General features: G+C 47.7%; 20 protein-coding genes. 12 read left to right on the plus strand and 8 right to left on the minus strand.

Translation table 11 applies throughout. The features are described from left to right. Positions 1-84 precede the first annotated feature (84 nt). The gene (locus P0M28_RS04335; RefSeq protein WP_302208304.1) at positions 85-747 is read left to right on the plus strand and encodes a trimeric intracellular cation channel family protein; all 663 of its coding nucleotides are present in this window, start codon (positions 85-87) and stop codon (positions 745-747) included. A gap of 192 nt (positions 748-939) precedes the next feature. Beyond that, positions 940-1581: a FadR/GntR family transcriptional regulator gene (locus P0M28_RS04340; RefSeq protein ID WP_302208305.1), complete on the plus strand. Its 642-nt coding sequence runs from the start codon at positions 940-942 to the stop codon at positions 1579-1581. On the opposite strand, the gene P0M28_RS04345 is transcribed toward P0M28_RS04340, so the two are convergent. Both P0M28_RS04345 and P0M28_RS04350 read right to left on the minus strand, forming a co-directional pair. Further along, positions 1578-3272: a RagB/SusD family nutrient uptake outer membrane protein gene (locus P0M28_RS04345; RefSeq protein ID WP_302208306.1), complete on the minus strand. Its 1695-nt coding sequence runs from the start codon at positions 3270-3272 to the stop codon at positions 1578-1580. The two genes, P0M28_RS04340 and P0M28_RS04345, sit on opposite strands and share 4 nt — an antisense overlap. An 18-nt stretch (positions 3273-3290) precedes the next feature. Next, positions 3291-6335: a SusC/RagA family TonB-linked outer membrane protein gene (locus P0M28_RS04350; protein WP_302208307.1), complete on the minus strand. Its 3045-nt coding sequence runs from the start codon at positions 6333-6335 to the stop codon at positions 3291-3293. A 173-nt stretch (positions 6336-6508) separates the two neighbouring features. On the opposite strand from P0M28_RS04350, the gene P0M28_RS04355 reads away from it, so the two are divergent. From P0M28_RS04355 to P0M28_RS04375, 5 genes are all read left to right on the plus strand, one after another. Then, positions 6509-6715, plus strand: coding sequence for an SAM domain-containing protein (locus P0M28_RS04355; protein WP_302208308.1), 207 nt, complete (start codon positions 6509-6511; stop codon positions 6713-6715). A gap of 98 nt (positions 6716-6813) precedes the next feature. Then, a complete protein-coding gene (locus P0M28_RS04360) occupies positions 6814-7185 on the plus strand; it encodes a TRAP transporter large permease subunit (RefSeq protein ID WP_302208309.1) in 372 nt (123 codons plus the stop codon). 88 nt (positions 7186-7273) lie between these two features. Further along, positions 7274-8935 carry a glycoside hydrolase family 43 protein gene (locus P0M28_RS04365; protein ID WP_302208310.1) on the plus strand — a complete coding sequence of 554 codons (1662 nt, stop codon included), beginning with the start codon at positions 7274-7276 and terminating at the stop codon, positions 8933-8935. Next, positions 8935-10443: a sodium:solute symporter family protein gene (locus P0M28_RS04370; RefSeq protein ID WP_302208311.1), complete on the plus strand. Its 1509-nt coding sequence runs from the start codon at positions 8935-8937 to the stop codon at positions 10441-10443. Before P0M28_RS04365 ends, P0M28_RS04370 begins: the two co-directional genes overlap by 1 nt. Beyond that, positions 10440-11510, plus strand: coding sequence for a hypothetical protein (locus P0M28_RS04375; protein WP_302208312.1), 1071 nt, complete (start codon positions 10440-10442; stop codon positions 11508-11510). Before P0M28_RS04370 ends, P0M28_RS04375 begins: the two co-directional genes overlap by 4 nt. 33 nt (positions 11511-11543) lie before the next feature. Here P0M28_RS04375 and P0M28_RS04380 read toward each other — a convergent pair whose 3' ends face one another. The 5 genes from P0M28_RS04380 to P0M28_RS04400 all read right to left on the minus strand — a co-directional run bounded on the left by P0M28_RS04380 (position 11544) and on the right by P0M28_RS04400 (position 17813). After that, a complete protein-coding gene (locus P0M28_RS04380; protein WP_302208313.1) occupies positions 11544-12509 on the minus strand; it encodes an alpha/beta hydrolase in 966 nt (321 codons plus the stop codon). A gap of 473 nt (positions 12510-12982) precedes the next feature. Further along, positions 12983-13264 (minus strand): hypothetical protein, encoded by a 282-nt coding sequence (locus P0M28_RS04385; protein WP_302208314.1) that lies wholly within the window; start codon positions 13262-13264, stop codon positions 12983-12985. Positions 13265-13293: 29 nt separating this feature from the next. After that, positions 13294-15567, minus strand: a complete 2274-nt coding sequence (bglX, locus tag P0M28_RS04390; RefSeq protein WP_302208315.1) for a beta-glucosidase BglX — start codon at positions 15565-15567, stop codon at positions 13294-13296. Positions 15568-15704: 137 nt separating this feature from the next. Beyond that, positions 15705-16511, minus strand: coding sequence for an SDR family NAD(P)-dependent oxidoreductase (locus tag P0M28_RS04395; RefSeq protein WP_302208316.1), 807 nt, complete (start codon positions 16509-16511; stop codon positions 15705-15707). 3 nt (positions 16512-16514) lie between these two features. Then, entirely contained in the window at positions 16515-17813 is a 1299-nt protein-coding gene (locus tag P0M28_RS04400) for a DegT/DnrJ/EryC1/StrS family aminotransferase (RefSeq protein ID WP_302208317.1), read from the minus strand. Positions 17814-17907: 94 nt separating this feature from the next. Here P0M28_RS04400 and P0M28_RS04405 point away from each other — a divergent pair, with 94 nt between their 5' ends. The 5 genes from P0M28_RS04405 to P0M28_RS04425 all read left to right on the plus strand — a co-directional run bounded on the left by P0M28_RS04405 (position 17908) and on the right by P0M28_RS04425 (position 23062). After that, complete coding sequence (locus tag P0M28_RS04405) at positions 17908-18591, plus strand: FadR/GntR family transcriptional regulator (protein ID WP_302208319.1); 684 nt, start codon at positions 17908-17910, stop codon at positions 18589-18591. A gap of 121 nt (positions 18592-18712) precedes the next feature. Beyond that, positions 18713-20014, plus strand: coding sequence for an exo-alpha-sialidase (locus P0M28_RS04410; RefSeq protein WP_302208320.1), 1302 nt, complete (start codon positions 18713-18715; stop codon positions 20012-20014). Continuing rightward, positions 20011-20934, plus strand: coding sequence for a dihydrodipicolinate synthase family protein (locus tag P0M28_RS04415; protein ID WP_302208321.1), 924 nt, complete (start codon positions 20011-20013; stop codon positions 20932-20934). The genes P0M28_RS04410 and P0M28_RS04415 overlap by 4 nt, the downstream gene beginning before the upstream one ends. After that, positions 20931-21872, plus strand: a complete 942-nt coding sequence (locus P0M28_RS04420; protein ID WP_302208322.1) for a D-2-hydroxyacid dehydrogenase — start codon at positions 20931-20933, stop codon at positions 21870-21872. The genes P0M28_RS04415 and P0M28_RS04420 overlap by 4 nt, the downstream gene beginning before the upstream one ends. Further along, a complete protein-coding gene (locus P0M28_RS04425) occupies positions 21872-23062 on the plus strand; it encodes a mandelate racemase/muconate lactonizing enzyme family protein (protein WP_302208323.1) in 1191 nt (396 codons plus the stop codon). Before P0M28_RS04420 ends, P0M28_RS04425 begins: the two co-directional genes overlap by 1 nt. A 91-nt stretch (positions 23063-23153) precedes the next feature. Here P0M28_RS04425 and P0M28_RS04430 read toward each other — a convergent pair whose 3' ends face one another. Then, on the minus strand, positions 23154-25037 hold the full coding sequence (locus tag P0M28_RS04430; protein ID WP_302208324.1) for an amylo-alpha-1,6-glucosidase: 1884 nt from the start codon (positions 25035-25037) through the stop codon (positions 23154-23156). Positions 25038-25044 lie beyond the last annotated feature (7 nt).

The following is a 25044-nucleotide window of genomic DNA, read 5'->3' on the forward strand; positions in this document are numbered from 1 at the left end:
TTTAATAACCACCTGTCTGTTTACGTAGTCTGTTCAACTGCATTTAGCTAGATAAGCGAACAGCTTCATGGCAAAAAGGTTAGTATGGTAGATTATATGGACTCCTACATTACGACCTTTTTTTACGCGATAGATCTTTCAGGCACTTTTGTATTTGCTATCAGTGGCACCCTTACCGCTTATCGTCGGCAAATTGATTTGTTTGGCGCAGGCGTTATTGCTTTGGTGACCGCTCTGGGTGGAGGAACTATCCGCGATATACTCATTGGTAGTTTGCCCGTAGGGTGGATGCAAGACTTACGCTATTTACTAGTAGTAGCCAGCGGTTTAACCACCGCCCTGGTGTTCAGGGGTTTTATACTAAAATTGTCTAAGACAATGTTCCTCTTCGATACGCTTGGTATCGGTTTGTTTACCGTGTTAGGATTACAGAAGACACTAGACTTAGGCTTACACCCACTAATTGCGGTAATGATGGGTACAGTATCTGCGGTTTTTGGTGGACTGGTACGGGATTTACTCACTAACGAAGTACCGCTTGTTCTCCGCAAAGAGATATACGCCACGGCTTGTTTGCTGGGTGGTGTGCTGTTCTTATGCTTACGCTTTTTTGAAGTCCCCAGTCAGGTGAGCACCATAATTACTATACTTTTTATTTCGGGTATTCGGATTCTGGCCGTGTGGCGGGGGTGGCACCTTCCAGTGGCGGAAGAATTCAAAAAGAAACTGTTAAAAATAACTAAATGACCAAACCAACATTATTGATAAATAAATTTCCTTCAAATGAGTTCCCCCCTCATAGTTTGTAAGCTGGTTTAGTAATTTACTTGACTAATGACAGAATGCTAAGCGTTATTTGTATATTAAACACGCAATATTATGAACTCTACAAAACACTAATAAATTATCAAGAATAATAATTTCACAGAGCCCCCCACAATGGCGGACAAGATAGAAATCCGCTTACAACAATATTTTAAGAAACATCAGCTCAAACCGGGAGACGCCATTCCCAAAGAAATAGAATTAGCTGAAGCCTTAGGAGTTAGTCGAAATGTAGTCCGGGAAGCTCTGAGCCGGTTCCGTATGTTGGGTATGGTTGAGTCCCGGAAAAAGCGAGGCATGATACTAGCAAATCCCGATGTTTTCGCTGCAATGGATCGAGTGCTCGATCCTCAAATTTTGGATGAAAAAACTATTGAAGAACTCTTCGAAATGCGCCTAGTTATTGAAATGGGAATTGCCGATTTATTGTTCGCTAGAATTACAGATCAGGATATATTATCCCTTTTAACTATTGTAGAAAAGGAACGAAAGGCGGTGTCAGATGAGGTTCGAGTGCGCTGTGACATGAATTTCCACGGTACGCTGTACGAAGTTGCTGGTAATAATCTGTTAAAACGATTTCAGAAGCTGTTAACTCCGGTATTTAACTACTATCGAGAGCTTGAGCAGCAATCGCGACGGATAGTTAGCCCAGTTACTCACCAGGATATTATCGATACACTAAAACAAGGAACTCCCGCCGACTATCGAGAAGCCATGCGGGAGCACCTAAAGCCTAAGTTTGAGCGACTCTAATCGTAGCCTTCGTTTTGGGTAAGCTCGGCTAATGTGTTGCGTTCAATCTCACTAAAGGGAATAGGCCATAAGTTATTGTGCGGTTCAATGGTCGCTCCTGCATAAGGGTTATATCGCTGAGTACGATCATACAGTAACCCTAAACGTGCTAAGGTTACCCGCCGGGGTTCTTCCATAAAGAGTTCACGCGCCCGCTCATCCAAAATCAGATCAATATCTGCTTCTCCCGCCGATACTGCACCAGCGTTAGCCCTTTCTCGCACAGCATTGATGTCAGCAGCCGCAGCAGCTTGATCACCGGCTTTCAGGTAGGCTTCAGCTCTCAACAAATAGGTCTCGGCCAGACGAACTGCGTACCAGTCTAAGTAAGTACGGCGAGCCGAACCGGCTAGTTCACCGGTAGCCTCGTCTTGAAACTCCGTATCATAGTGGTTGTTAATCATAGAGATTTTCAGAACAAAAGGGTAAAAGTACTGTAACGTGTCTTGCCGCTCACTGGAGCCTGCTACAAAATCCACGTAATTAGGATTGTTCATATCGATGGTATCCCCAAAAAATTCTGATTCGGGATTGTCCACCACCCATCGGCGCAAAATATTGAAGTTTGAATTACGAATATCGCCTTCTTCTCCCTGCCACACCTCGTGGAAGTACAAATCGGTTGGCCGAATGTAGCCCTGTCCCCGCCCACCGTGGTAGGTTGTAGGTCCCAGAAACAGCGCGTTACCATCGGTACCTTGGGCCCGATTGTACTGAGGACCAAGCGTACGCTCGTAGAAACGAGCATCGCCGTTAGGATCGCCGTACCCACCCGGGGTGTTATATTCTACTTGCATCACCCAAATGCCTTCAGTATTACCCGCCGAGCGATTCTGATTATTCAACCGAAACAAATCCCAGTACACATCGCCGGGTTCATCAGCACGGGAGCCGAAGCGTTCAGTCATTAAAGCAAAATTAGGGTTGTCAATCACCCGCGAGGCAGCATCAATAGCACCTTGATAATCTTCCAGGCTAATCAGGATTTCACTCAGCACGTGGTCAGCAGCCGCTTTGCTTAGTCGCCCGTCGGCATCTACCTCCGCCACTTCGGGTAGGCGTTCGCGGGCTAGTTCTAAATCAGCTTTTACTTGCTCGTATACCTTCTGCCGGGTGGCTCGGGTAAAATCGCGCTGGGGTTCAAGGGTTTCTTCGGTTACCAAGGGGACTCCACCGTAAAGGTGCCCTAAGTGACGGTACGCCCAAGCTCGGAAGAAATAGGCTTCGCCTAATAGGGTTTGCTTGTTAGCTTCTTCATTAAAAGAAACTTCCTCAATACGGTTAATCACCACATTGGCGTTGTATACCATTTCGTACAGCTTCTCCCAACGCTCCTGCGGTACGCCCGACTGAGAGTTGATAATCCGGTAATCGCCAAAGCCATCAACTTCCGGATTACGACCGTGCATTGCTACATCAGTTCCCCAGATAAAGTGCGTAAAGAAGTTACCACTCGAGGTATTGTCGGCGTAGTAGCTACGAGCTTGGTTGTACAGTTGAAAGACAGCGGAAGCTACGTGCTCCGGCTCTACAAAAGCATTCGATGGACTTAGAAAATCAAGAGGTTCTTCTCGTAAGATTTCATCTTCATTACAGGCCTGAGTCAGAAATACCCCCAGGCTCAATAGTAATGTATATCGTAGTATTTTCATGTGATTATTCAATGGAGGTTAAAAACTAAAGTTAATACCTAAGGTATAACTGCGTACCAGAGGCCGACCACCGCGGGTAATGCCGTAGGGACTCCGAACGGTGCGTCCTCCTTCATTCAAGTCGCGCTCTGGCTCGGGGTCCCAACCTTTCCAGTCGGTAAAGGTGAGTAGATTGTTTCCGTTAATGAATACGTTCAAATTACGGATACCCATTTCTTCTAGCTTCGCTGAGTTAAAGTTATAGCCTAGCGATACGTTTTGTAGCCGGATGAAGCTACGCTGCCGGTAGGTGCGGAAGTTGATCGGCGGCTGATTTAACAGAGCCGGATATTCGGCATTCGGGTTATCAGGGGTCCAGAAATCCCACACCTTCGGAATATTGTAGTAGGTGATAATATTATCTCTTCCGATGTAATCGATGTAGGGAGTATTGTTGCCGTAGTAAAAATCATTTCCTCCCTGAATGGAGTAAATGTACGCTTTGAGCGTCCAGTTCTGGTAGCGGAACTCATTGTTGAAGCTAAAGCGGTAGGACGGCTCACGATACCCTAGTATTCTGCGGTCGTTGATAGGGTCAATCGCATTGTCACCATTCTGGTTTTTAATTCGGTACTGTCCCGGACTGTAGCCATCGGGGATATCATTGCCAAACTGGTAGATACCATCGCTTTCAAATTCGTAAATAGCTCCAATTGGTTCGCCAATGAAGAGTCCACTGGCTACAATATCATCTTCCTGTCCGTCGCCATCATCGTCGCGCCCTAGCAGTGATACTATTTCGTTGCGATTGCGAGAGTAGTTGAACGAACTGTTCCACTGAAAATTGGAGGTTTTTACATTGACAGTATTGATGGTGAACTCAATACCGTGATTAGCAATCTCGCCTAGGTTCGTAAATACGGAAGAGAAACCTGTGATATCAGGAATATTAATCTGGTAAAGCAGATCATTCGTGCGAGTATTATAGTACTCAATATTTCCCGATATACGGTCCTTTACAATACCAAAATCCAGTCCCAGATTAAGTCCAGTGGTGGTCTCCCAACCTAGATCAGCATTCGCTAACGTAGTAATGTTTTGTCCAATCTCGGTACCCCCTCCGTCACCAAACACGTAGGCGGGTTGAGTAGCGATACGCGACAGGGTGGCGTATCGTCCCAGAGTACGATTACCGCTCACCCCGTAGGTAGCGCGCAGCTTTAAAAAGCTTAGCCACGGCAGACCGCTAGCAAAATTTTCTTCGCTAATAGCCCAACCAACCCCTACTGAAGGAAAGATACCAGTTTTGTTGTTTTCACCAAAGCCGGAAAAACCGTCTCGCCGCACTGTTCCCGTTAGGGTATAGCGATCCATCAGACTATAATTGACCCGAGCCATAGAGTAGATCATATCCTCTTCCCAGGCATCCGAGAAGGTCTGCTGAAGTGTCCCTGCTTCTAGGCTGTTGTACCCTAATGCGCGATTAACAAATCCGATAGAGGTAGCTTCGTTGCTTTCGCTACGGCGACTTTCCCGGCCGTAGAGCAAGGTTACATCCAGGTTGTGAATATCACCGAACTGGTGCTTATAGGTCAGAATATGGTCAAGCGTCCAGTCGTAGTTGGATCGGTTAAGCTTCCGGGCTTCTCCGGCAAAGTTTTGAGCCGAAGGATCAAAATTAAACTGCCGAGTTACTCGGTAGTTATTCGAGTAATTCACCCGGTAGCTAAGCCCTTCTACCCAGGGCACCTCTACTGTAGCGTACAGAATGCCCGAAAGACTTAACACTTTATCTAAGTTATCTTCTTGTAGTGCAATGAGTGGGCTGGTACGTAATAAACCCGTAGGGAATAGCACTGGATCGCCGTTCTCATCGTACGGAATCGCCAAAGGTGGCATATCGTAGCCATTACCTACACTAGGCTCACTGCCCGACAAATCATTGGCTGCTACAAAGGAATTGGTACCAATCGTCAGCCAATCAGTCAGAGAATTCTCAAAGTTCACTCGCCCCGTAATTCGTTGGTACTCATCATTGATTACCACGTCTTTCTGATCAGTATACGCTCCAGAGATGTAGTACCTTGACCGCTCGGAACCCCCGCTAATGCTCAAGGTGTGATTTTGTACTGATCCAGTTTGAGTAATCAAATCCCACCAGTCTACTCCGTTACCACTATTAAGTGCCTCTACCATTTCGGGCTCCATGTTACCCGCATCAGCCGGGTTGAAGTCCGGGTTGGGAGTCAGGAAATCTGGCTCCAAACGCGACTGTCGCCAGTAGAACTTCTCAAATAGTCCGATATATCCTTCAGTATCATAGTAATCGGGTACATGACCTGGGGTACGCAGTCCAAACGAACCGGAGTAATTGAATATGGGTTTACCCGAGTTATCTGCGCCAGATTTAGTAGTAACTAAAATAACTCCATTGGCCGCTTGTGAACCGTAAACTGCCGTAGAACTGGCATCCTTTAGCACGTCGATAGAGGCTACATCATTGGTATTAATGTCCCGCAGATTGCCTCGGTAGATAATTCCGTCAACCACAATAAGTGGTTCTCCGCTACCTGATAGTGAGTTTTGCCCCCGAATGGAAAAGGAAGGGGTTTCACCGGCCTGGGTTTCTACCCCTACGTTAAGTCCGGGTACGTTACCCTGTAGACTTTGTAGAATGTTCGTATTGGGTTGCTCGGCTAGCGACTCTATATCAGCCCGTACAATCGCCCCAGTCAGATCTTTCTTCTGTTGAGTACCGTAGCCCACTACTACGATTTCTTGTAACGCCTGAATATCGGGCGACAGATCAATGTTGATGGTACTTCTTCCGTTAATAGCCTCTTCAATCTTCTCGTAGCCAATAGAAGAAAAGACTAAAGTTTGTACTGAATTCGGTAGCGACAGACTGTAGTTCCCGTCAGCATCGGTTATTGTACCAGTGGCTGTCCCTTTCGCCAGAATATTTACTCCCGGTAAAGGTTCATCACTCGACAAATCTGTAACTCTTCCGGAAACAGTGATGTCTTGGGCAAATACACCAAAAGAAATACTACCGCTTATTAGGAGCAGTAAAAGGTTTCGCATGAGATTGAAGGTTTAGGTGATAGATAGGACAATATGTTGGACATATAAGAATGCTAGTAAATCTAAAAAAATATTATTATTATGTCCTACATATTAAAAAATTATTTTCTACTTTGTCTTATCTGCACTTTAGATTGACAAATACCAAATACTAAGCACCTCAAACAACACTAATGAAAATTACGTCAGTGAATACTAAACTATACCAATGGCAAGGCTCAACTAAAACTGACGATAGTTACCACGGTATTAGTAATGCAGGTATGTGCCCAGATGTTACCCAGCAAATTATTGATGCTAAGTTAGCTCCGCTGCTCACCGATGAGAACCCACTCAATACGGAGTATCTCTTCAAAAAATGTACTAATCTACGGCCGTAAGGGAGCAGTGCTGGCTGCCATCAGTGCGGTAGACGACTGGTAGGTTTCTGCGATCAGCTCGTGTAATTAGGAGGAGGCGACCTCTCACCGAGACCACTTTGTTAATTCATTGGATATTAGTACTAATATTTCTGAACGGCCGACTACTGTTGATTGAAATATTCATAGATGCCGAACCGGGATTACAGATTGTAGTACTAGTGCTTCTCCCAATCAGCGAAGCAATTGGCATGTACAGCAGGTTAGCCGCGGTGCATTTCGGAGTATTGGTTGTTTCAAATATGATCATCGGTCTGGTAACCCTATCGGTAGGATCTACTCCATTCGTTGCTAGTGCTGTAAGTGGGGCAACTGTTGCTCAGATGGTGCCTTACGTACTTCGTTTTCTGTTAGTGATAATGCTCACCCAACTGATTATTACCTATTATCCACCCATCACCACCTTTTTGCCTTCGTTGATGGGTAAGTAGGCTAAGTGTAGTACTTCCTAAAGAGTTTAGACCAGCTATTCAATAGCTTAGCCTTGCTTTTACCGAATCTTTTTCACAAACTAGCATTATGTTCTACATAATATACAACCTAAAAAGGTCAAGCCTTCTATTAGCTGGTTTGCTGATCTACTTTTCTGCTTTCGCGCAAGAATCTACTCCACCCAACGGCCCTCTAGCCTGGGGCGACCAGGGCGACGGCACCTTCCGCAACCCTGTGCTCTTCGCCGACTATAATAATCCCGATGTGATTCGGGTAGGTGACGACTTTTATATGGTGGCTGCTTCACACCACTTTATGGGTAATCCTATTCTACACTCCCGCGACATGATCAACTGGAGGATCATCGCTCGTCTTTGGCGTGAGTTGCCAATTGATTCTATTTACGACCAGCCAGGGCAGGCGTACCAAAAGGGCAGTTGGGCTCCGGCTCTGGTGCATCACGATGGTAAGTTCTGGGTTTATTTCTGTACTCCAAGCGAAGGTTTGTACCTCACTACCGCCGAAAATCCATCCGGGCCCTGGTCGCCGCTGATAGAGGTGAAGCGAGTGGTGCGCTGGGAAGATCCCTACCCCTTCTGGGACGATGATGGGCAAGCGTATTTACTACGTAGCGAGCAAGGGGCGGGGCCGGTTATCCTGCATAAAATGAGTACTGATGGGCAAAAGATTTTAGACGGTGGAAAAGTGATTGCCTACGGCCCGGTGTTGGAAGGGCCAAAGATGCTGAAACGCAACGGCTACTACTACATCTTTGCCCCCGAAGGCGGCATTGAGCACGGCTACCAAGTGGTGATGCGGTCAAAAAACATCTACGGACCATACGAAAAGAAGGTAGTTTTAGAGCGTGGTTCAACCGATATTAATGGGCCTCACCAAGGAGCTTGGGTAGAATTAGAAAACGGAGAGGTGTGGTTCTATCACTTTCAGCAAATCAATGGCTACGGTCGAGTGCTATGGCTGGAACCCGCCGCCTGGGGTGACGATGGTTGGCCGGTGATGGGCAAAGACTACGATGGCAATGGCATCGGTGAGCCAGTGAAGGTCGTCAACAAGCCCACCATCGCAGGCGAACATCCCATCACCGTACCGGCTAGCTCTGATGAGTTTAATCAGGACACCTTAGGATTACAGTGGCTCTGGAACCATAATCCTGATGATGCCCACTGGTCGCTAAACGAACGCTCGGGCTTTCTACGACTAAAAGCACTACCATTGGTAGAAAAGGCGGGACGTACTCACAACCTGGATTCGGTACCCTACGATTCGTCTATTATTTTCGCTAAAAACACGTTGGTACAACTGGTGATGGGACGAGAAAGCCAGACCACTACCGAGATGCACCTTACGGACCTTCAGGATAGTCAGTACGCCGGACTGAGCTTGTTCAATAAGCGATATGCTTCTATCGGAGTCATTCAGGAAGATGGGCGTACTCGGTTATGCGCCGAACGTAACGATACGAAACAGACCGGACCAGTGGTAAACCAAGAGCAAGTATGGCTTCGGGCTACGGTGGAATTTACGGAGGGAGAAGCCATTGGCCGTACCTACTACAGCTTGGATCAAGAAAATTTTACTGAGCTAGGCGAGTCGATTCCCATTGTGCGGGCGTGGTTTGAAGGTACAAAGTACGCTTTATTTAACTACAACTCTGAAGATCAGGGGGGTACAGTAGATTTTAATTGGTTCCGTTACACGCACGACGGCCCACAAAATGAAAACGACTAATGCCCTCTCCTTCTTTTGGCTGGATTAACTATACAGTAGTCGGTGCTTACTTAGCGTTGTTAGTAGCTTTAGGTTTTTATTTCTCACGGCGACGTAGTACTACCGATGATTACTTCCGAGCCGGACAGCGCGTTCCTTGGTGGGCAGCGGGGCTCAGCATTTTTGGCACCCAGCTCAGTGCCTCTACGTTTATGGCCATCCCAGCTAAAACCTTCGCTACTGACTGGGCCTACTTCATGCTCAATATGACCATTATCATGGTATCACCACTGATCGTGTTTGTCTTCCTACCCTTCTTTCGGCGCCTTAATGTTACCACTGCCTATGAGTACCTGGAGAAGCGATTCAATCTAGCCACACGCTTACTAGGTAGTTTAATGTTTATCGGTTTGCAACTCGGGCGAGTAGGTATTGTAATTTATTTACCTGCTATTGCGCTGTCGCTAGTAACCGGCGTAGATGTTCGCTGGTGCATTATCCTGATGGGTACCCTAAGCATTTTATATACTGTGTTAGGTGGCATTGAGGCAGTGATTTGGACTGATGTGCTACAGGTAGTAGTGCTACTAGGCGGAGCACTATTTTGTCTGGTCTATTTTGGATTCTCTATCGAGGGAGGGTACGATCGTATATGGGAAGCAGCACAGAATGACGATAAATTTAACCTATTTGACTTTCGGTTTGATTTTACTCAACCCACTTTCTGGGTAGTAGTATTAGGTGGTGTTGGGGCAAATATTGTGAGCTATGGTAGCGATCAAGCCGTAGTACAACGCTATCTTACCACCCGTAATGAACGAAACGCTGCGCGAGGTATTTGGACTGATGCAGCACTGACTCTCCCCGCTACGCTAATCTTTTTTGGCATTGGCACTGCCCTGTATGTATTCTACCTACAACAAGTACCCGATGTGGTGCAAGCTACCCCTGATGCGATCTTTCCTTATTTTATCGTATCGGAGCTGCCTCCTGGCATTGCCGGACTACTAATCGCCGGTGTATTCGCCGCTGCGATGTCCAGCCTTGATAGCAGTATGAATTCGGTAGCTACGGTGGTTACCACGGACTTCTACCGTCGCCTTAACAGTACAGCTACCGAACGACGATATTTACGAGTAGCTCAGGGAAGTACTGCAGCCATTGGCATTATTGGAACCATGATGGCGCTGTTGCTTACTCAATGGGATATTCAATCGTTATGGGATCAACTAAATACGTTTATTGGCTTGTTTGCCGGAGGACTAGCGGGAGTGTTTCTGCTTGGTATGTTCACCAGACGAGCCAACGGGCCAGGGGCAGTGGCGGGCATTCTAACCAGTGCATTGGTACAGTGGAGCGTAGCAGCCTTCACCGATATGCATCTGCTGCTCTACGCTACTAGCGGTCTAGTATCGGCTTTTATGGTAGGATACGCTACAAGTTTGCTCACGTCAAAACCTTCCAAAGATCTAAATCGGTTAACAATATACACACTACTAAAAGAGAGTAAAACGAATTCAACCGAATGAAAAGACGGGATTTTGTTAAGAAAGGTACTGCATTAGGTGCAAGTTGGGTAGCGGTTGGTTCAGCCAATCAATCCTTAGCTTCTTGCCCGAGTTCTTTCTCAAAAAATAGACTACTAAATGCGTATTACTTCCGAGCCCATATGTATACGATGGTACCCCGGCAGGTGCGCGAAGACATGGAGTGGATGGCTGACTTGGGTACGCATGTAGTAACCATCGCTGTGCTCGAGCAAGATTTATTTGCGGCAGTAGAGAATATAGAAATTGTATGCCGGGAAGCCGAACGGGTAGGCATGGCCGTACACGCTGTTCCCTCCCGCTGGGCAGGCATATTTGCCGGAGCCCCCAAAGTACCCAGTCTGTTTTCAGTACTGCATCCAGATACCTGGGTGCTAAAAAAAGACGGCACTCCACTGGTTTCTTCTGTATCCGGCGTAATAAGCAGTATTCACCACCCTGCAACCTACAAATTCTTCTGCGAGTCGCTCACTACTCTGCTGGAGCAATGGCCTATACGAGGGATAATGTGGGACGAACCTAAATCCTACGGTTGGGACTACTCACCACAAGCCGTAGAAGCACTGGGTGCCGAAGCTTCCTTTGAAGACCACCTACAAGCCACCACTCGCTTCCACAGTCGCCTTAATCAATTTGTTAAAAAGAACTATCCGCACGTCACCACTAGCTTATTTGATCAAGCTCATTATAGCGATCAGATCGTAGCAGCAGTCGCGCAAGTGGAACACCTTGACTACTTAGGGTGCGACGGACGCCCCTGGTACGACCGAGACGGAGGGCGTGAAGAGGGACGTGGCAAGAACTTATTAGGAGAACAAGCTGGTGAGCGGTTTCTCAAAGCAGCCCGAGCAAGCGACAAAAAGACCTTATGGTTGATAGAAAATCATAATTTAGCAACGAAAGATATTGATCTAATGAACCGTCGCTTACCCGAGATTGTAGCTCAGGGGGTAGACCAACTCATTTACTATTACTACCCCCGTAGTGTGGCCGAACCGGATCGCGCCATGCACGTTATCAAAAAACATTTGCGAAACTACGGACAATAGTACTGGCCTGTTTAACCAATACTGATTACTGGTTTACTGAGTAAGCACACCTATCGTTTGTAACCACCGCTCGGCTTGTATTGGCCAGGTGCTGACGTTACTTTCAATAGATCGTAAACCGTATCCGTGACCACCTGTAGCATATAAGTGCATCTCAGCGGGAACACCTGCCTGCTTGAGTTTCAGATAATACAACAAGCTATTTTCTACCCCAATTCCATCGTCTGCTGTCTGGACGATAAAGGTGGGCGGGGTGCTTTTATTTACTGGAAGTTCAGCCGATAGCTGGGTACTATCTTCCTTATCCATTAAATAAGCTGGATAAATCAGCATGGAAAAATTTGGGCGACAATTCAGGTAGTCTGCCGAATCAATCGGTTCGTAGGTTCTTTGACGATAGTTATTACTTAGCGTAGCAGTGAGGTGACCACCCGCCGAGAAACCAATCATACCTACCCGTTCCGGATCAATACTCCAAGCTCGGGCATGCTGACGAACCAGTCCCATCGCTCGTTGTGCATCCTGAAGAGGCGCAACATGCTTAGGCAGGTTATTGCGACGAGGCACTCGATATTTGAGTAGTATCGCCGTAATGCCTAACGAATTGAGCCATTGGCAAACTTCGGTTCCTTCTAGATCCATAGCCAAAACATAGTATCCACCGCCGGGGCATACCACCACAGCGGTGCCTGTAGACCTTTCGGCCGGGGGATGATAAACCGTGATAGCTGGTTGGCTTACGTTAATAAGTCGGATAACACGCCGCCCCGCCACTAAATTGTCATCGGGTTGAGTACTGTCTTTCTCCAGACCGAGGGTATCCTGTTCGTTCGGTACTACGGTAGGCCATAGCGGTAGGGTGATGCTATCGCCCGGTAGACTATCGGCCGAATGCCCTCTGAAGTTTTTGCTAATACCGAGTAATGGATTCAATAACAAGGTAACTGCCGTCAGCACAACAAAAGAATTCCGGGTAGGTATCAGATAGTAAAACTTCACAGATAGAGGTGGTTGTACACGAAGATGTCCGAAAAATATGGTTTTTTTCAGCATTCTCATAGCGTGAACTCTACTAGGCCAGATTAATAGGGGGACGATAGGTTTGGCGAGCTGATATTTGGTAGATTTTCGGCGAATTTACCCCCGCACTTTAATCCAGAGTTCGTTGCTTGCTGACGATACAGTTTTAATCTTCTGGTTTCCTCGAGCCATTTCTTCCTCATGTTGCAAAACCGGATCGTAATATTAGTGGTACACGCTATCTTTATAGTGTGTTTGATTAACGATGATTGTGGTGGTATCTCGCGCTAGTGCGCCGAACAGTTGCCCCCCTAGATGGTCTAAACGATCAATACTCTCTAACAATGGTACCTGATTGTTTTTAAGGAGAAGTACTTCATGGGTATTCAGTCAATCACCTCAAAATTAACACTACGAGTTACTGAATTATAATAAACCATTACGTCTGTACTTTAAGTGGAGTAGTTTGCTACTGATCGGGTGTACGATAGCGCGGCTGCCGCAATTTTGCAAAAGCGGAGTACCCCCCCGCGCCCCGGCGGAGAACCGCACGGTGGCTCGGATGAAGCTTTGCGTCCAGCGTGGAACGCCCGGCGAATTCCGGTGGATGCCACGCGCCCAGCCTGGGGCCAGACCTCCCTCCTATTATACGGGAGATGCCGGGTCTGGCGAGACCGGGTCTCGCCAGACCGGGTCTCGCTAGACCGGAACAAGTCCGGCAAGAAAATATGCATTTTTGCGGCAGCTGCGCTGTTGTACACCCCTACTGATCGTCCATAAGCGAAAAAGAGACGGTTTGGGTATCCTGTGAATTGCCTCCGACGAATATTGAAAAGTTACCAGGTTCTACAGCGTACTGCATTTCTCGTGTCCAGTACTTTAAATCCTCCACGGTCATTTGGAAGGTTACCGACTGGGACGCACCAGGGGCTAACGTTACCAGTTGGAACCCTCGCAGCTCCTTCACCGGACGCGATACAGTAGCGATCTGGTCGCGGATGTATAGCTGTGCCACCTCAGTACCGTCGGTTTGGCCGGTATTAGTTACAGTAGTATATATTTTTAAGGTATCATCTGCTGAGAGCTGAGTTTGGCTTAGGGTTGGAGGCGAGTACGAAAATGTAGTGTAGCTCAAACCATAACCGAACGGAAACAGCGGCTCATTAGGCACGTCCGACCATTTGCTTACCCCCCAACGAGTGTCCTCTGGCCCCTGTCGTGGGCGGCCGGTATTCAGATGACTGTAGTAAATTGGAATTTGCCCTTGGTGATAGGGGAAAGTCATGGGTAGCTTCCCCTGAGGGGCGTGATCGCCCAGTAATACATCTGCCACGGCAAGACCTGCCTCGGTACCGGGCTGCCAGCAGACCATTATCGCCGAAACATCATTAAGAATATCGGTCAACTCCAAAGGACGGCCAGTAAAAAGCAGTAGAACTATCGGTTTTCCGGTCGCCGCCACCACTTTGATCAATTCCTCCTGATTGCCAGGAAGTGAGATGTCGGCACGACTAGCGCATTCGCCAGTATTGTACCCGTTCTCTCCCACGGCCAACACAACTACGTCGGAGCGCTCCGCCACTCGGCGAGCTTGCTCAATCATCGCCTCCGGACAATTGCCGAAGGCCCGGCAGCCCGAAGCAGTATCTAATTTAACGGTAGTGTCCAGAGCCTCTTTCAGCCCTTGGTACACCGTCGTTAGATCATCAGGGTTAGCAAATCCGCTCCAGTTACCGATCAAATCTTTATACTCGCGACTATTGCCTAGCGGGCCAATGAGTGCTATGCGTTCGTACTGAGCAGGTTGGAAGGGAAGTAGCTGATTATCATTCTTAAGCAACACGAATGACTTACGGGCTAGAGAGCGGGCGGCTTCAAGGTGTTCGGGGCGACGAAGCGTTTGTTGGAGTCGTACTGTATCGAAATAGCGATAGGGATCATCGAACAAACCTAGTTCAAACTTGTAGCGTAATATGCGGCGAACCGAACGGTCAATATCGACTTCGCTTATTGCACCTTCTTTCACTAACTCTTCAAGCGACTCAACGTACACTTGCCCCCATAAATCAGTGTCTGAACCGGCGGTAAAGCACTGATATGCTGCCTCTTTCCGATTAGCGGCTACACCGTGAGGAATTACTTCGTGAAGGGAATTAGCATCCGAAACGGTAAAGCCGGTAAACTCCCATTCTTTCCGCAGAATCTGTTTGAGAAGCAGATCGTTACTACTGGCAGGAACCCCCGCCACCACGTTGAACGAATTCATTAGGGTAGCTACTCCAGCATCTACGCTCGCCCGGAAAGGCGGAAGGTGCAGTTCGCGTAACCTTCGCTCCGACACGTCTACGGTATTATATTCCATACCGCCTTCAGGTGCTCCGTAGGCCGCAAAATGCTTCGCACAAGCTATCACGGTATTGCTCTGCAACAGATCATCCCCCTGAAATCCACGAACCCGTGCTTCAGCTATGCAGCTTCCCAAATATGGATCCTCGCCTGCTCCTTCCATCACACGCCCCCAGCGAGGATCACGACTAATATCCACCATAGGAGCAAAAGTCCAGTGCAGACCAGCCGCACTCATCTCTGTGGCAGCAATACGGTCAGCTTGCTCAATGGCTTTCAAATCCCAGCTAGCTGCTTGAGCCAAGGGCACTGGAAAAATAGTCCGGTAGCCGTGTACCACATCGGCCGCATACAGCAGTGGGATACCAAGACGGGATTCCTCCACTGCTAGCTTTTGCCAAGCTATAAGCTGGTCTAAGTCTACAAAGGGGGTTAATGCCCCTACCCTCCCCTGCTGAATTTCCTCTTCCAGATCAGTATCTTGCTCATAAATATCGGTAGAATAGTTACCCTTCAGATGATTGAGCTGACCTATCTTCTCGACTAAAGTCATCTGAGACAGCACACTATCTACTTGGGCTTCGTAAGGATGAGTATACTGGTTGGGGCGAAAGGTATAATAAGTGAACAGCAGTATTGCTCCGATAAGCATTATCCAGATCGGGTATTTTGTTCCAATTTTTCCGTACATAGTGTGTTGATTATATAACAGCGACTAATTGACCTAGCAATGTGAGGTTTTTGTCGACTAAAGCCTACCGATACACTGAGCCTTAGAACATACTGGTAGAGTAAAAGCTGTGTCCACAGGGGCTGCATCCACAGAGGCTATTTCCATAATGAAAACCCACCATCAACTACTAAATTGTGGGCGGTTACATTATCTGAAGCAGGTGAGGCTAAGTACAATGCTGCTCCTTTCAGGTCGAGGCCCATACGGCCCCAGCGACCGAGCATCGTAGCGTCGGCAAACTCGCCAGTAAACTGTTCGGGTAAGTTGCCCGGCTTCTCAAAGCCACCCGGAGAAATAGCATTTACGTATACTCCGTCGGGCGACAGCAACCCGGCTAGGTCTCGTGTAAGTCCGATAACTCCCGCTTTGGCAGCCGCGTAATCTACCGGTTGTCCGTTCATTCCACTGCGGTCATACATGCGGCGATCGCGCCCGATAAGTCCGGCCATTGAGGCAATGTTGATGATTTTTCCGTAACCAGCTTCTACCATAGTTGGGGCCACGGCTTTACAGCAGTAGATCACCCCGGTAAGATTGGTTTCAATCATCGCGGCAATGTCTTCAGAAGAGCGCTTAAATAGGTGTCCCGGACTATTGCCAACTCCGCCTCCTGCATTATTAACCAAAATATCAACTTTTCCCTTCCAGGCAATAGCTTGTTCAGCCATTTGTTGTACACTAGCGTACTGCCGCTGATTCATCGTAAGCCCAAGAGTATCGTTACCGTATTCTTGCTTGAGCTGTAAAGCAGCTTCTTCCGCTTTCTCGGCTGAACGAGAAGTGACGATCACCGACGCTCCAGCTTCGGCTAACACTGAAGCTACATCCTTGCCTAGCCAGGCGTAGGCTCCGGTAACTAAGGCTACGCGTCCTCGCAGGTCAAATAATTCCTGAATATTCATGAGCTATCCTTGGTAGTAACGTATCACTTTTTGTAAAGCATCCACTTGGCCCCTTACCTTGTCCAGAGTCTGCATTCCGGTTTTGAATAAACACAATCCTTTACGAAATTCTTCTAGCACTGGGCAGTCACCAGCTTGGTACGATTTTACCTTCCCCTGATAGCGGGGATCGTAGAGCGGTGAGCGGTTTTTGTCACCATAAAACGATAACTCGCGAAAAACCGGTTCTAAGTGTACTGGAGTGTAGCAGCCGTAGAGGCCATCACCACCGAGTTCAATAAATTTCTTTCGGAAATCGCGCCACGTTACTCCCAGTTCAGCCTCATTGAGCCAAGCTGGGTAACACCAGTAGGTATGTTCGCATTCATCCGGTGTGTGAGGTGGTCTTAACCATTCGCACTTTTCTTCAGCGATTACCTGATCGTACTGATGAGCTACGTAGCGCCGAGCATCTACTAATTGATTTAGTCGTTCTAGTTGCCCTAACCCTAGCGCGGCTTGTGGGGCTGACATTCGGAAGTTGTAGCCTAAACTATCGTGACGCTCAAAACGCCAGTCTTGCCGCTCATCGCGGGGAATCATAGTAGAACCTGGTTTTGCCCCTAATGTTCGGTAACCTTGCACTGCGGCTTTACGAATCCGAATAGCATACTCCTCATCATCAGTAATAACTATCCCCCCGTCGCCTCCAGTAGTCATGTGCTTGGAACCTTGAAAACTAAAACTACCCGCGTGTCCGATAGTACCTACCATCTTCCCTCGGTACGTTCCTAAAAAAGTCTGGGCATCATCTTCAATCACAGCCAAGCTACGTTCTTGGGCCAAATCCATGATAGGATCAAAGTCAGGTGATAGACCGTAGATAGATACTGGCATAATTGCCTTGGTAAATTCAGTAGTCTTTCGCCAAGCATCAGTGGGGTCGAGGCAGTAAGTGCGCGGATCGCTATCAACAAACACCGGCACGGCCCCAGTATGAATTACTGAAAAGGCGGTAGCGGCCATCGTTAATGAAGGCACTAGCACCTCATCACCCGGTCCTACACCAGCAGCCATTAAGGCTGCTACCAATGTACCCGAACCAGAATTCATGGAGATAGCGTACTGTGCGCCAAACTTTTCGGCAAATGCTTGTTCAAAGCGAGCCAGCATATTGGCTGACTCTTTATTACCGAAGCCATCGTCTAACACTTCATCCATGTACGCTCGGTCGGCGGAACCACAACGATTCGGTGGTAACACAGCGAATAGCTCTGGAGCGTTAATTTCCGATGGATTAGTTAAGGTGGAGGTAGCGATCATTTTTTATTTGTCAAATAATATTTTAATATGTCAAATAAAATCAAACTCATCTGATTTATCAAGCAATTGATATATCTTTATCAAAAAATTTACAATGGCTTTATCCACCGCTTCGGAAGCTGCCGTCCGCATTCGGCGCTACATTCACAAGCAGCAGTATCAGGCAGGCGAGCAATTACCTACTCAGCAGCAACTTTGTAAGGAGCTATCAGTAAGCATTCGTCACTTACGGGAGGGGCTAACCATATTGCAGGAGCAAGGATTAGTACAAACTCGCAAAAAAGGGGGAACAGTGGTACTAGCACCGGATATCAGCTATCTGCAACAAGCTACCGTACAGCACTTAGAACACTGCAATTTCGATGATAGGCAACTAATTGAAGCCCGAGCTGTTTTTGAACGAGCTATTGGACAGGAAGCCGCTAGTAAGAGAACCGCAAAAGACTTGTTAACGATCCTCGAAACCATTGAACAGATGGAAGCCGCTCATCAGGCTGGCGAATTGGACGAAACTGCCGACCAGGATTTTCATTTAGCATTGCTTGCCGCTGCTCATAACCCTGTAATAGAAGTATTCGGCACGCTTATCGTTCGGGCTTTTTTCCCTAAAATTAAGGGCAAGTACCGCGCTTCGGACGAAACACGCACACTCACCTTGCATGAACACCGAGCAGTTTACGAAGCTTTACAACAGCGAGATACGGAAGAAACGGGACGACTGCTGTACGACCATATCACAGCTCCCCTACGAGGACGAGATATCAATGTGAATCGCTGATGACAATCAGGTTCAAAACTTAGCTAGGGTGCGCTCCTATCGCTAAACAAATAGAAGCTTTTATTATGTACTACATATTAAGATATTTATTGTAACTTGCCCTCGTTCAATAGCCTCCGGTATGTACCTACGATTTCTTAGACAAACTACTTTTGCTACAGCTACACTACTGACAGCTTGGTGCTGTACTACTTCCCTATCCTCTGAATCTGCTCAAGAAAGCACTGAAGCTAATTTTCGTGTAATGCTGGAAACGGTTATTCAAGAAAACGACGAAGAGAGCCTTTCCATCGACTTTATCTGGACTCAAGCCCGAGCTGCCTGGGTACCAACAGACACCCCTTATGCCATCATGACGATGTCGCAAAAGCTCAAAACCGGTGATGATGTGTACTACGATCTTTACCAAACCCTGAGCTACGATTCGGGGCAGACTTGGACAGTTCCTCAGGAGATTCCTTCGCTTAAACTGCACACCATTGATAACAATTATCGTCGCTCACTTAGCGATATGACGCCACAGTGGCACCCTAAAACAGGGAGAATACTTAATATTGGCAAGTCGTTTTTCTATACCGACGACAGTACCCCCGATCGCTCCCGTCGCGAGGTGGCCTACGCGGTCTACGATCCAGAAACTCAGCAGTGGGGATCACACCAAGCCTTGGATATTCCGACTCAGGATACCAGTGCACTCTCCATTATTGCCCCTAATGCCGGATGCGTGCAGTGGCTCATGCAGCCCAACGGAGAAATCCTGCTACCAATTTTTTATTACAAGATGTCGGCTGAGCAAGCGGCAACCACCGATCGTACTGCTTACGATGTTGGGAATAATATGAACAACGATGAATTGAGCCAGATGGTAGCGGTGCTCCGCTGCTCCTTTGACGGAGAAAAGCTTACTTTCCTCGAACTAGGGGAGGAACTACAGATGAAGCAAGGGCGCGGACTTGGTGAACCTTCACTAGCTTATCTAAACGGGACTTACTTTCTAACCCTTCGTACCGACCAGTCAGCTTATGTTACCCGTAGTTCGGACGGTTTGCACTACGAAGAATTGCAGGAGTGGACCTTTGATGATGGTTCGGTACTCGGTAGTTATAATACCCAGCAGCACTGGGCTACCCATGACGATCGCCTATTTTTATCCTATACCCGTCGCGGAGCAGATAATGATGGAGTGTTTCGTCATCGAGCACCGCTCTTTATTGCTGAAGTTGATCCGCAGAAACTTGTTGTACTACGAGATACCGAACAGGAAATAGTTCCTAACCGAGGGGTAGGCTTAGGCAACTTTGGGGTCACCAAAGTTGATGGGCAACAAATATGGATTACTACAACTGAGTATATGCGTGGCGAAACCAATGTAGCGGCGGATAATAGTGTATTTGTAGCTCGTCTACTAGCAAACCAACCATGATAAATCCCAGAATAGAAGGTTTAGTAGCTGCCCCCTTCACTCCCATGTACCCTGATGGAAGCATTGCCTACGAACGTATCCCTGCGCTCGTAGAACATCTCGCCACCTGGAATGTGCGGGGCTTATTCGTATGCGGTAGTACGGGTGAGGGGCCTTCGCTCACTGTCGCTGAACGCCAAAAACTAGCGGAAGCGTTTGTAACTGCTAACCGAGGGCGTCTTTTCCTATTCGTTCACGTTGGTCATAATAGCCTCACCGAGGCAAAGAGCCTAGCACGGCACGCCCAAGAAATTGGGGCAAATGCTATTTCAGCTACGGCTCCCACTTACTTCAAGCTGAATACAATTGATGCGTTGGCTAACAGTCTACAATTGATTGCTGAAGGAGCTCCCCAGTTACCATTATATTATTACAATATTCCGGCACTTACTGGCGTATCGCTCAACATGTTGGCTTTACTAGAGTCCGCTCAGAAGGAGATTCCAACCTTAGCAGGAATCAAATATACTACTCCCCTACTGCACGAGTACCAGGCCTGTGTACGATTTTCTGATAATCGCTACCAAATCCTTTATGGTTCGGACGAAATGCTACTGGGGGCACTAGCTTGCGGAGCAAAGGCCTTTATTGGCAGCACGTACAATTTTATGGCTCCAATCTACCACCGAGTGATCCGAGCTTTTAATCAAAAACACCACGAAGACGCTCAGCAGTACCAAGCACTGTCAGTCGCTACCGTGCGTCTAATCTTCAAATACGGTGGCTTACCCGCTCAAAAAGCCATTATGCGGATGATTGGTCAGGACTGTGGTCCAGTGCGCTTGCCCTTGACTACGCTAACCCCTTCTACCTACGAAACGTTGGAGAGCGAGTTACAAACCATTGGCTTTTTCAATGCAGTTAAATCTGATTCTTTATGAGTGTCGTGCCCATGTTCATACAATTGAAACTAGGCGACTCCGAACGAGCCTTCTTGCAGCAGCAGGTGAATAGTTCGACTTTATATTTTGCCCAAGATCATACCGCCGAGGAGAACCAAAGACAGTTCCTCAAATCTGCTATTGCTTTTGGAAATATTCCTGTCCAATGGCTTGCCGAAGCTTCAAACCTCCGCTGGCTACAATTAGAATCAGTGGGTTTCGGTGAGTATCAGTCAGTAGAGACTACGGCAACTATTACCAACCTAAGAGGCATGTTTTCGGTAGCTGTAGCTGAAACTGTACTAGCCGGCATTTTAAGCTTTTTTAGAGGTATTCCCTCCTTAGAGAGACATCAAAACCACCATCATTGGGTAGGGGCTAAGCTACGTCCTTACCTCCGAACCCTATCCGGCTCATCAGTTATTATTGTGGGGGGTGGGTCAATCGGACAAACGTTAGCGCAGTCGCTCTCCTGCCTAGGAGCTACAGTAACCGTAATGGACAAATACCTCTCCGAAGCTAACCTTTCTTCTCCTGGCGAACTTGACAAGCATCTTCCCCAAGCCGATGTGGTAATTAGTTGTTTGCCCGAAACCCAGGAGACTATTCGCTTTTTTGATCGAACTCGGATAGCCCAATTCTCTCAACAGGCTATCTTTGTAAATGTAGGACGCGGCAGCGCGGTAGATGAGCCCGCCTTGATAGAAGCCCTCCAGCAAAAAACGCTCGCCGGATGTATATTAGATGTAACCGAGCAAGAACCCTTACCCGAAGATCACCCGCTGTGGCACTGCCCGAATACCCTACTGACTCAGCATACAGGAGGAGGAAGTCAGGAAGAACTATTGAACAAAGTGAAGGTATTCTTGAGTAATCTGTCACGATTTCAGTGTGACCAATCCTTAGAAAATATTGTTGATCTAAACCGAGGCTATTGATGAGTAAAATTGTTGATGTACGTCCGGTACTACTAAGTGCCCCCTACGCTGATCCTGAAACCAATCTGGAAGTACAATTACATTTACCTAGCCAGTACCGCACTTGCGGCTTAGTAGAAATTACCCTAGAAGATGGCACCAAAGGTTTAGGAGAAGGTTATCTAGCCGTGTTTGCCCCCAGGGTGTTCGAACAAATTATTCGCTTGATACGCCCCTATCTTATTGGTAAAGAGGTGATGGAGGTTAATAAGATTTATCATAATCTACGTATTGTAATTGGTTACTGGAGCATGCAAGGGGCAGCTAAGCACGCATTAAGTGCGGTAGAAATTGCCATGCAAGACTGCCGGGCTCAACTACTACAATTACCTGTTTATCAAGTCCTAGGCGGCAAATTAAATGACACACTTACGCTCTACGGTAGTGGGGGTGATTCAATAAGCCCCGAGGCCATGGCTGAGGAGCTGGATTACTTACAAGCCCACGGCATCAAGTTCTTTAAAATTCGGGCACGAAATAATGAGCTTGATAAGGCTATCTGGTGCGTAGATGAAGGGGCTGAACGAGGTATCCAGATTGCCGTTGATATGACTCAAAATCTCATGTATCCCGGACAATCAGTCTCGGAAGTAGTACGGTTTGTTGAGAAGATTCAAGATTTTACAGGGCGCACTTTATTTTTTGTAGAAGAAGTACTGGGACCGGCCAATACACAGGAATATCCTCTACTTCGACAAAAGCTCAACACCCCCGTAGCCGGAGGTGAGATTGTAACTACTGCTGCTGAACTCAATGATCGTATCACTCAGGGCTGCTACGATATTGCCCAACCTGATGCTACCGTAATTGGTGGAATTAGTGCTGTAATGGAAGTTTTCGCCACAGCTCGTCAGAAAGCTACGGAAGTGATCGTACACTGCTGGGGTGGGCCGGTAGGCATGATGGCCAACTATCACGCTGCCTTAGCTGGTGGTGGCTCCTTCGCCGAATGGCCAATGCCTGCCTTTCCTTTACGCGAGGCAATGGTACAACAACCGTGGAAGATTGAGAGCGGTAATATTCATTTTCCTGACACACCTGGCTTAGGGGTAATTCTTACCGAAGAAATTGAGCAGAAATATGCTTTTCGGGAAGATGCAGTGTATCAATGCTTGCCTACCGCTATTCCTAGAAATAAGTGGCCAGAGTAGAATCACCTGGAAAATTTTTATTGTGATTATGCTTAACCGAGTCTTTGCTACTGAGAACTGATCGTCTTTCTCAGCAACATTATTCATTTAGCTAATCACTTTCAGGATGCTGGTCGAGCCAGTGAGCCATTAGCATAAACACCGATGGTGTCCAGCAGACTCCCGGTGCCTGAAGCCCTTCCCCCGTCCTGGCGTTATAGTTCTCGTAAAAACCGGGGGCATTTTGGCACGTAGTACAGTAGCGCTTGGCAATGTCGCGGGCTAGATGAGTCTCGCCCAGATCCAGCAAACTAACGAATAGCTGATAGTTAGGTGGAGCCCAAATAGGACCACGCCAGTAGCCGTCATCCTCGTATTGTTCGCTGGTAATCGCTTCGGAAGCCAGTCCGTGGGCGGTTAGGTAAGAGCCATCCGGTTGCAAGTCCTGAAGCATGCGCTGACGTATCTTCTCAGGTAACCGTTGGCCTAGCATTAGCGGCATATAGTTGACCAGCGACTGCGAATTAACTGGCTCTCCGGTAGCGGCCAATCGCGACACAAATTGCTCGCCGTTCCAGAGTTGCTCAATTAGTGCATTAAGCTGCTGGTCGGCGCGTTGCTGCCACTGCTTTGCTTCCGAAAGGCGTTCGGTCCACCGAGCAATATCAGCCAGCACTTCTTGTTGAAGTACTAAGTAGGTGGCCAAATCAGCTCCTTCCACAGGGGTTCCTCGGTCAAAGACAGTGGCATTGTCCCACCCTCCATCGTTACCGTGTTTGTAGTGGCACAGACCATTATTGTTGGAGTCGTGCTGGGCGTACCAGTAATCGGTAAACTTGCCTAAGGGTTCGTACACCTGTTCTAAGTAGGGCATGCACTTTTCTTGGCCAATAATCTTTACCAGCTGGCGAATCGTCCAGCCGTGTACTGGTGGTTTAGTGAACCCTTGCCCCCGCAATAAATCACTTAGTGGTTCGGGCAGGGCTCCGTTTGGCAGCTGATTATCAAAAAACACCAGCAGTTGATCCCACGCCAAATCGGGGTCAGCTAAGCTCAGCCCCATTCCGTGAAAACAGTGATCCCAAGCCCATATTTTGGTCAGCCACGAGTTTTTAGACGAGAGCACGGTGGGCCGAGTCAGGTACTCCGACGGCTGCACTTGAAAGGCGTGCAGCAGAAACCAAGCGTTGTGTGCAGCGGGTTGAAAGGCTTTGGGCACCGTCGGCATACGGTTCATCCAGTCTTCTACTTCCTGTTGCTGCTTTGCTAGCACCTGCTCTACCGTAGGCAATTCGTCTGACCAGTCGTGTAACTGGGTAGCCTCGCGAAACGCAAAGTAGGGCTGCTCTTTTTCTGATACTCGGATAGTGTCTAGGGGAAATTGTTTTAGGGTACTCTCGCTTTCTTTCAATCCAAAATTCAGGGTGGTTCCGTTAGGATTTTTAAAGTAGTGGTACATCCGGGCCGCCTTCGGCAGCAAGATTGTTTGGTTGTCTACTAGACTATCTCGCCAGAAGTAATTTTGCAGGGCTTTCAGCTCGATGGTGGGGCCTTCGCTGTAGAAGTAAAGCGTATCCACATCGAGGTATGTCAAGGTAACATTACCGACTTCAGTTTCCAGCGTCAGCGCCCAAGGCTGGTAGCTAATAGTGTACGTAAGTTCACGCTCATTTTTGAGTAGATAAATATCGTAGTAGGCTCCGGCCCAGTCTTCTTGCCACTTAAAGGAAACCGCCCGGTGGCGCAGGGTGCTGATCCGCAAACGGTGCGATTTCTCTCGATCCGCGTAGTTTACCTTAAGCCAAGACCCAGATTTACTGAAGGTGATTAGGTCTAAGTGGAGGTTGGGGTAGTAAGGGAACGAGTTTGAATAGGTATCTCTGGCTCCACCCGTGTTTGTGGGATTAAATACGGTAAATGGCACCCCAGGCAAGGCCGCTACCCCAAGTGAGGTAGCAGCCGTTTTCTTTAGAAAGTGTCTGCGGTGTACAGGCATATTTTAT

The sequence above is a fragment of the Tunicatimonas pelagia genome (assembly GCF_030506325.1).
GTDB lineage: Bacteria > Bacteroidota > Bacteroidia > Cytophagales > Cyclobacteriaceae > Tunicatimonas > Tunicatimonas pelagia.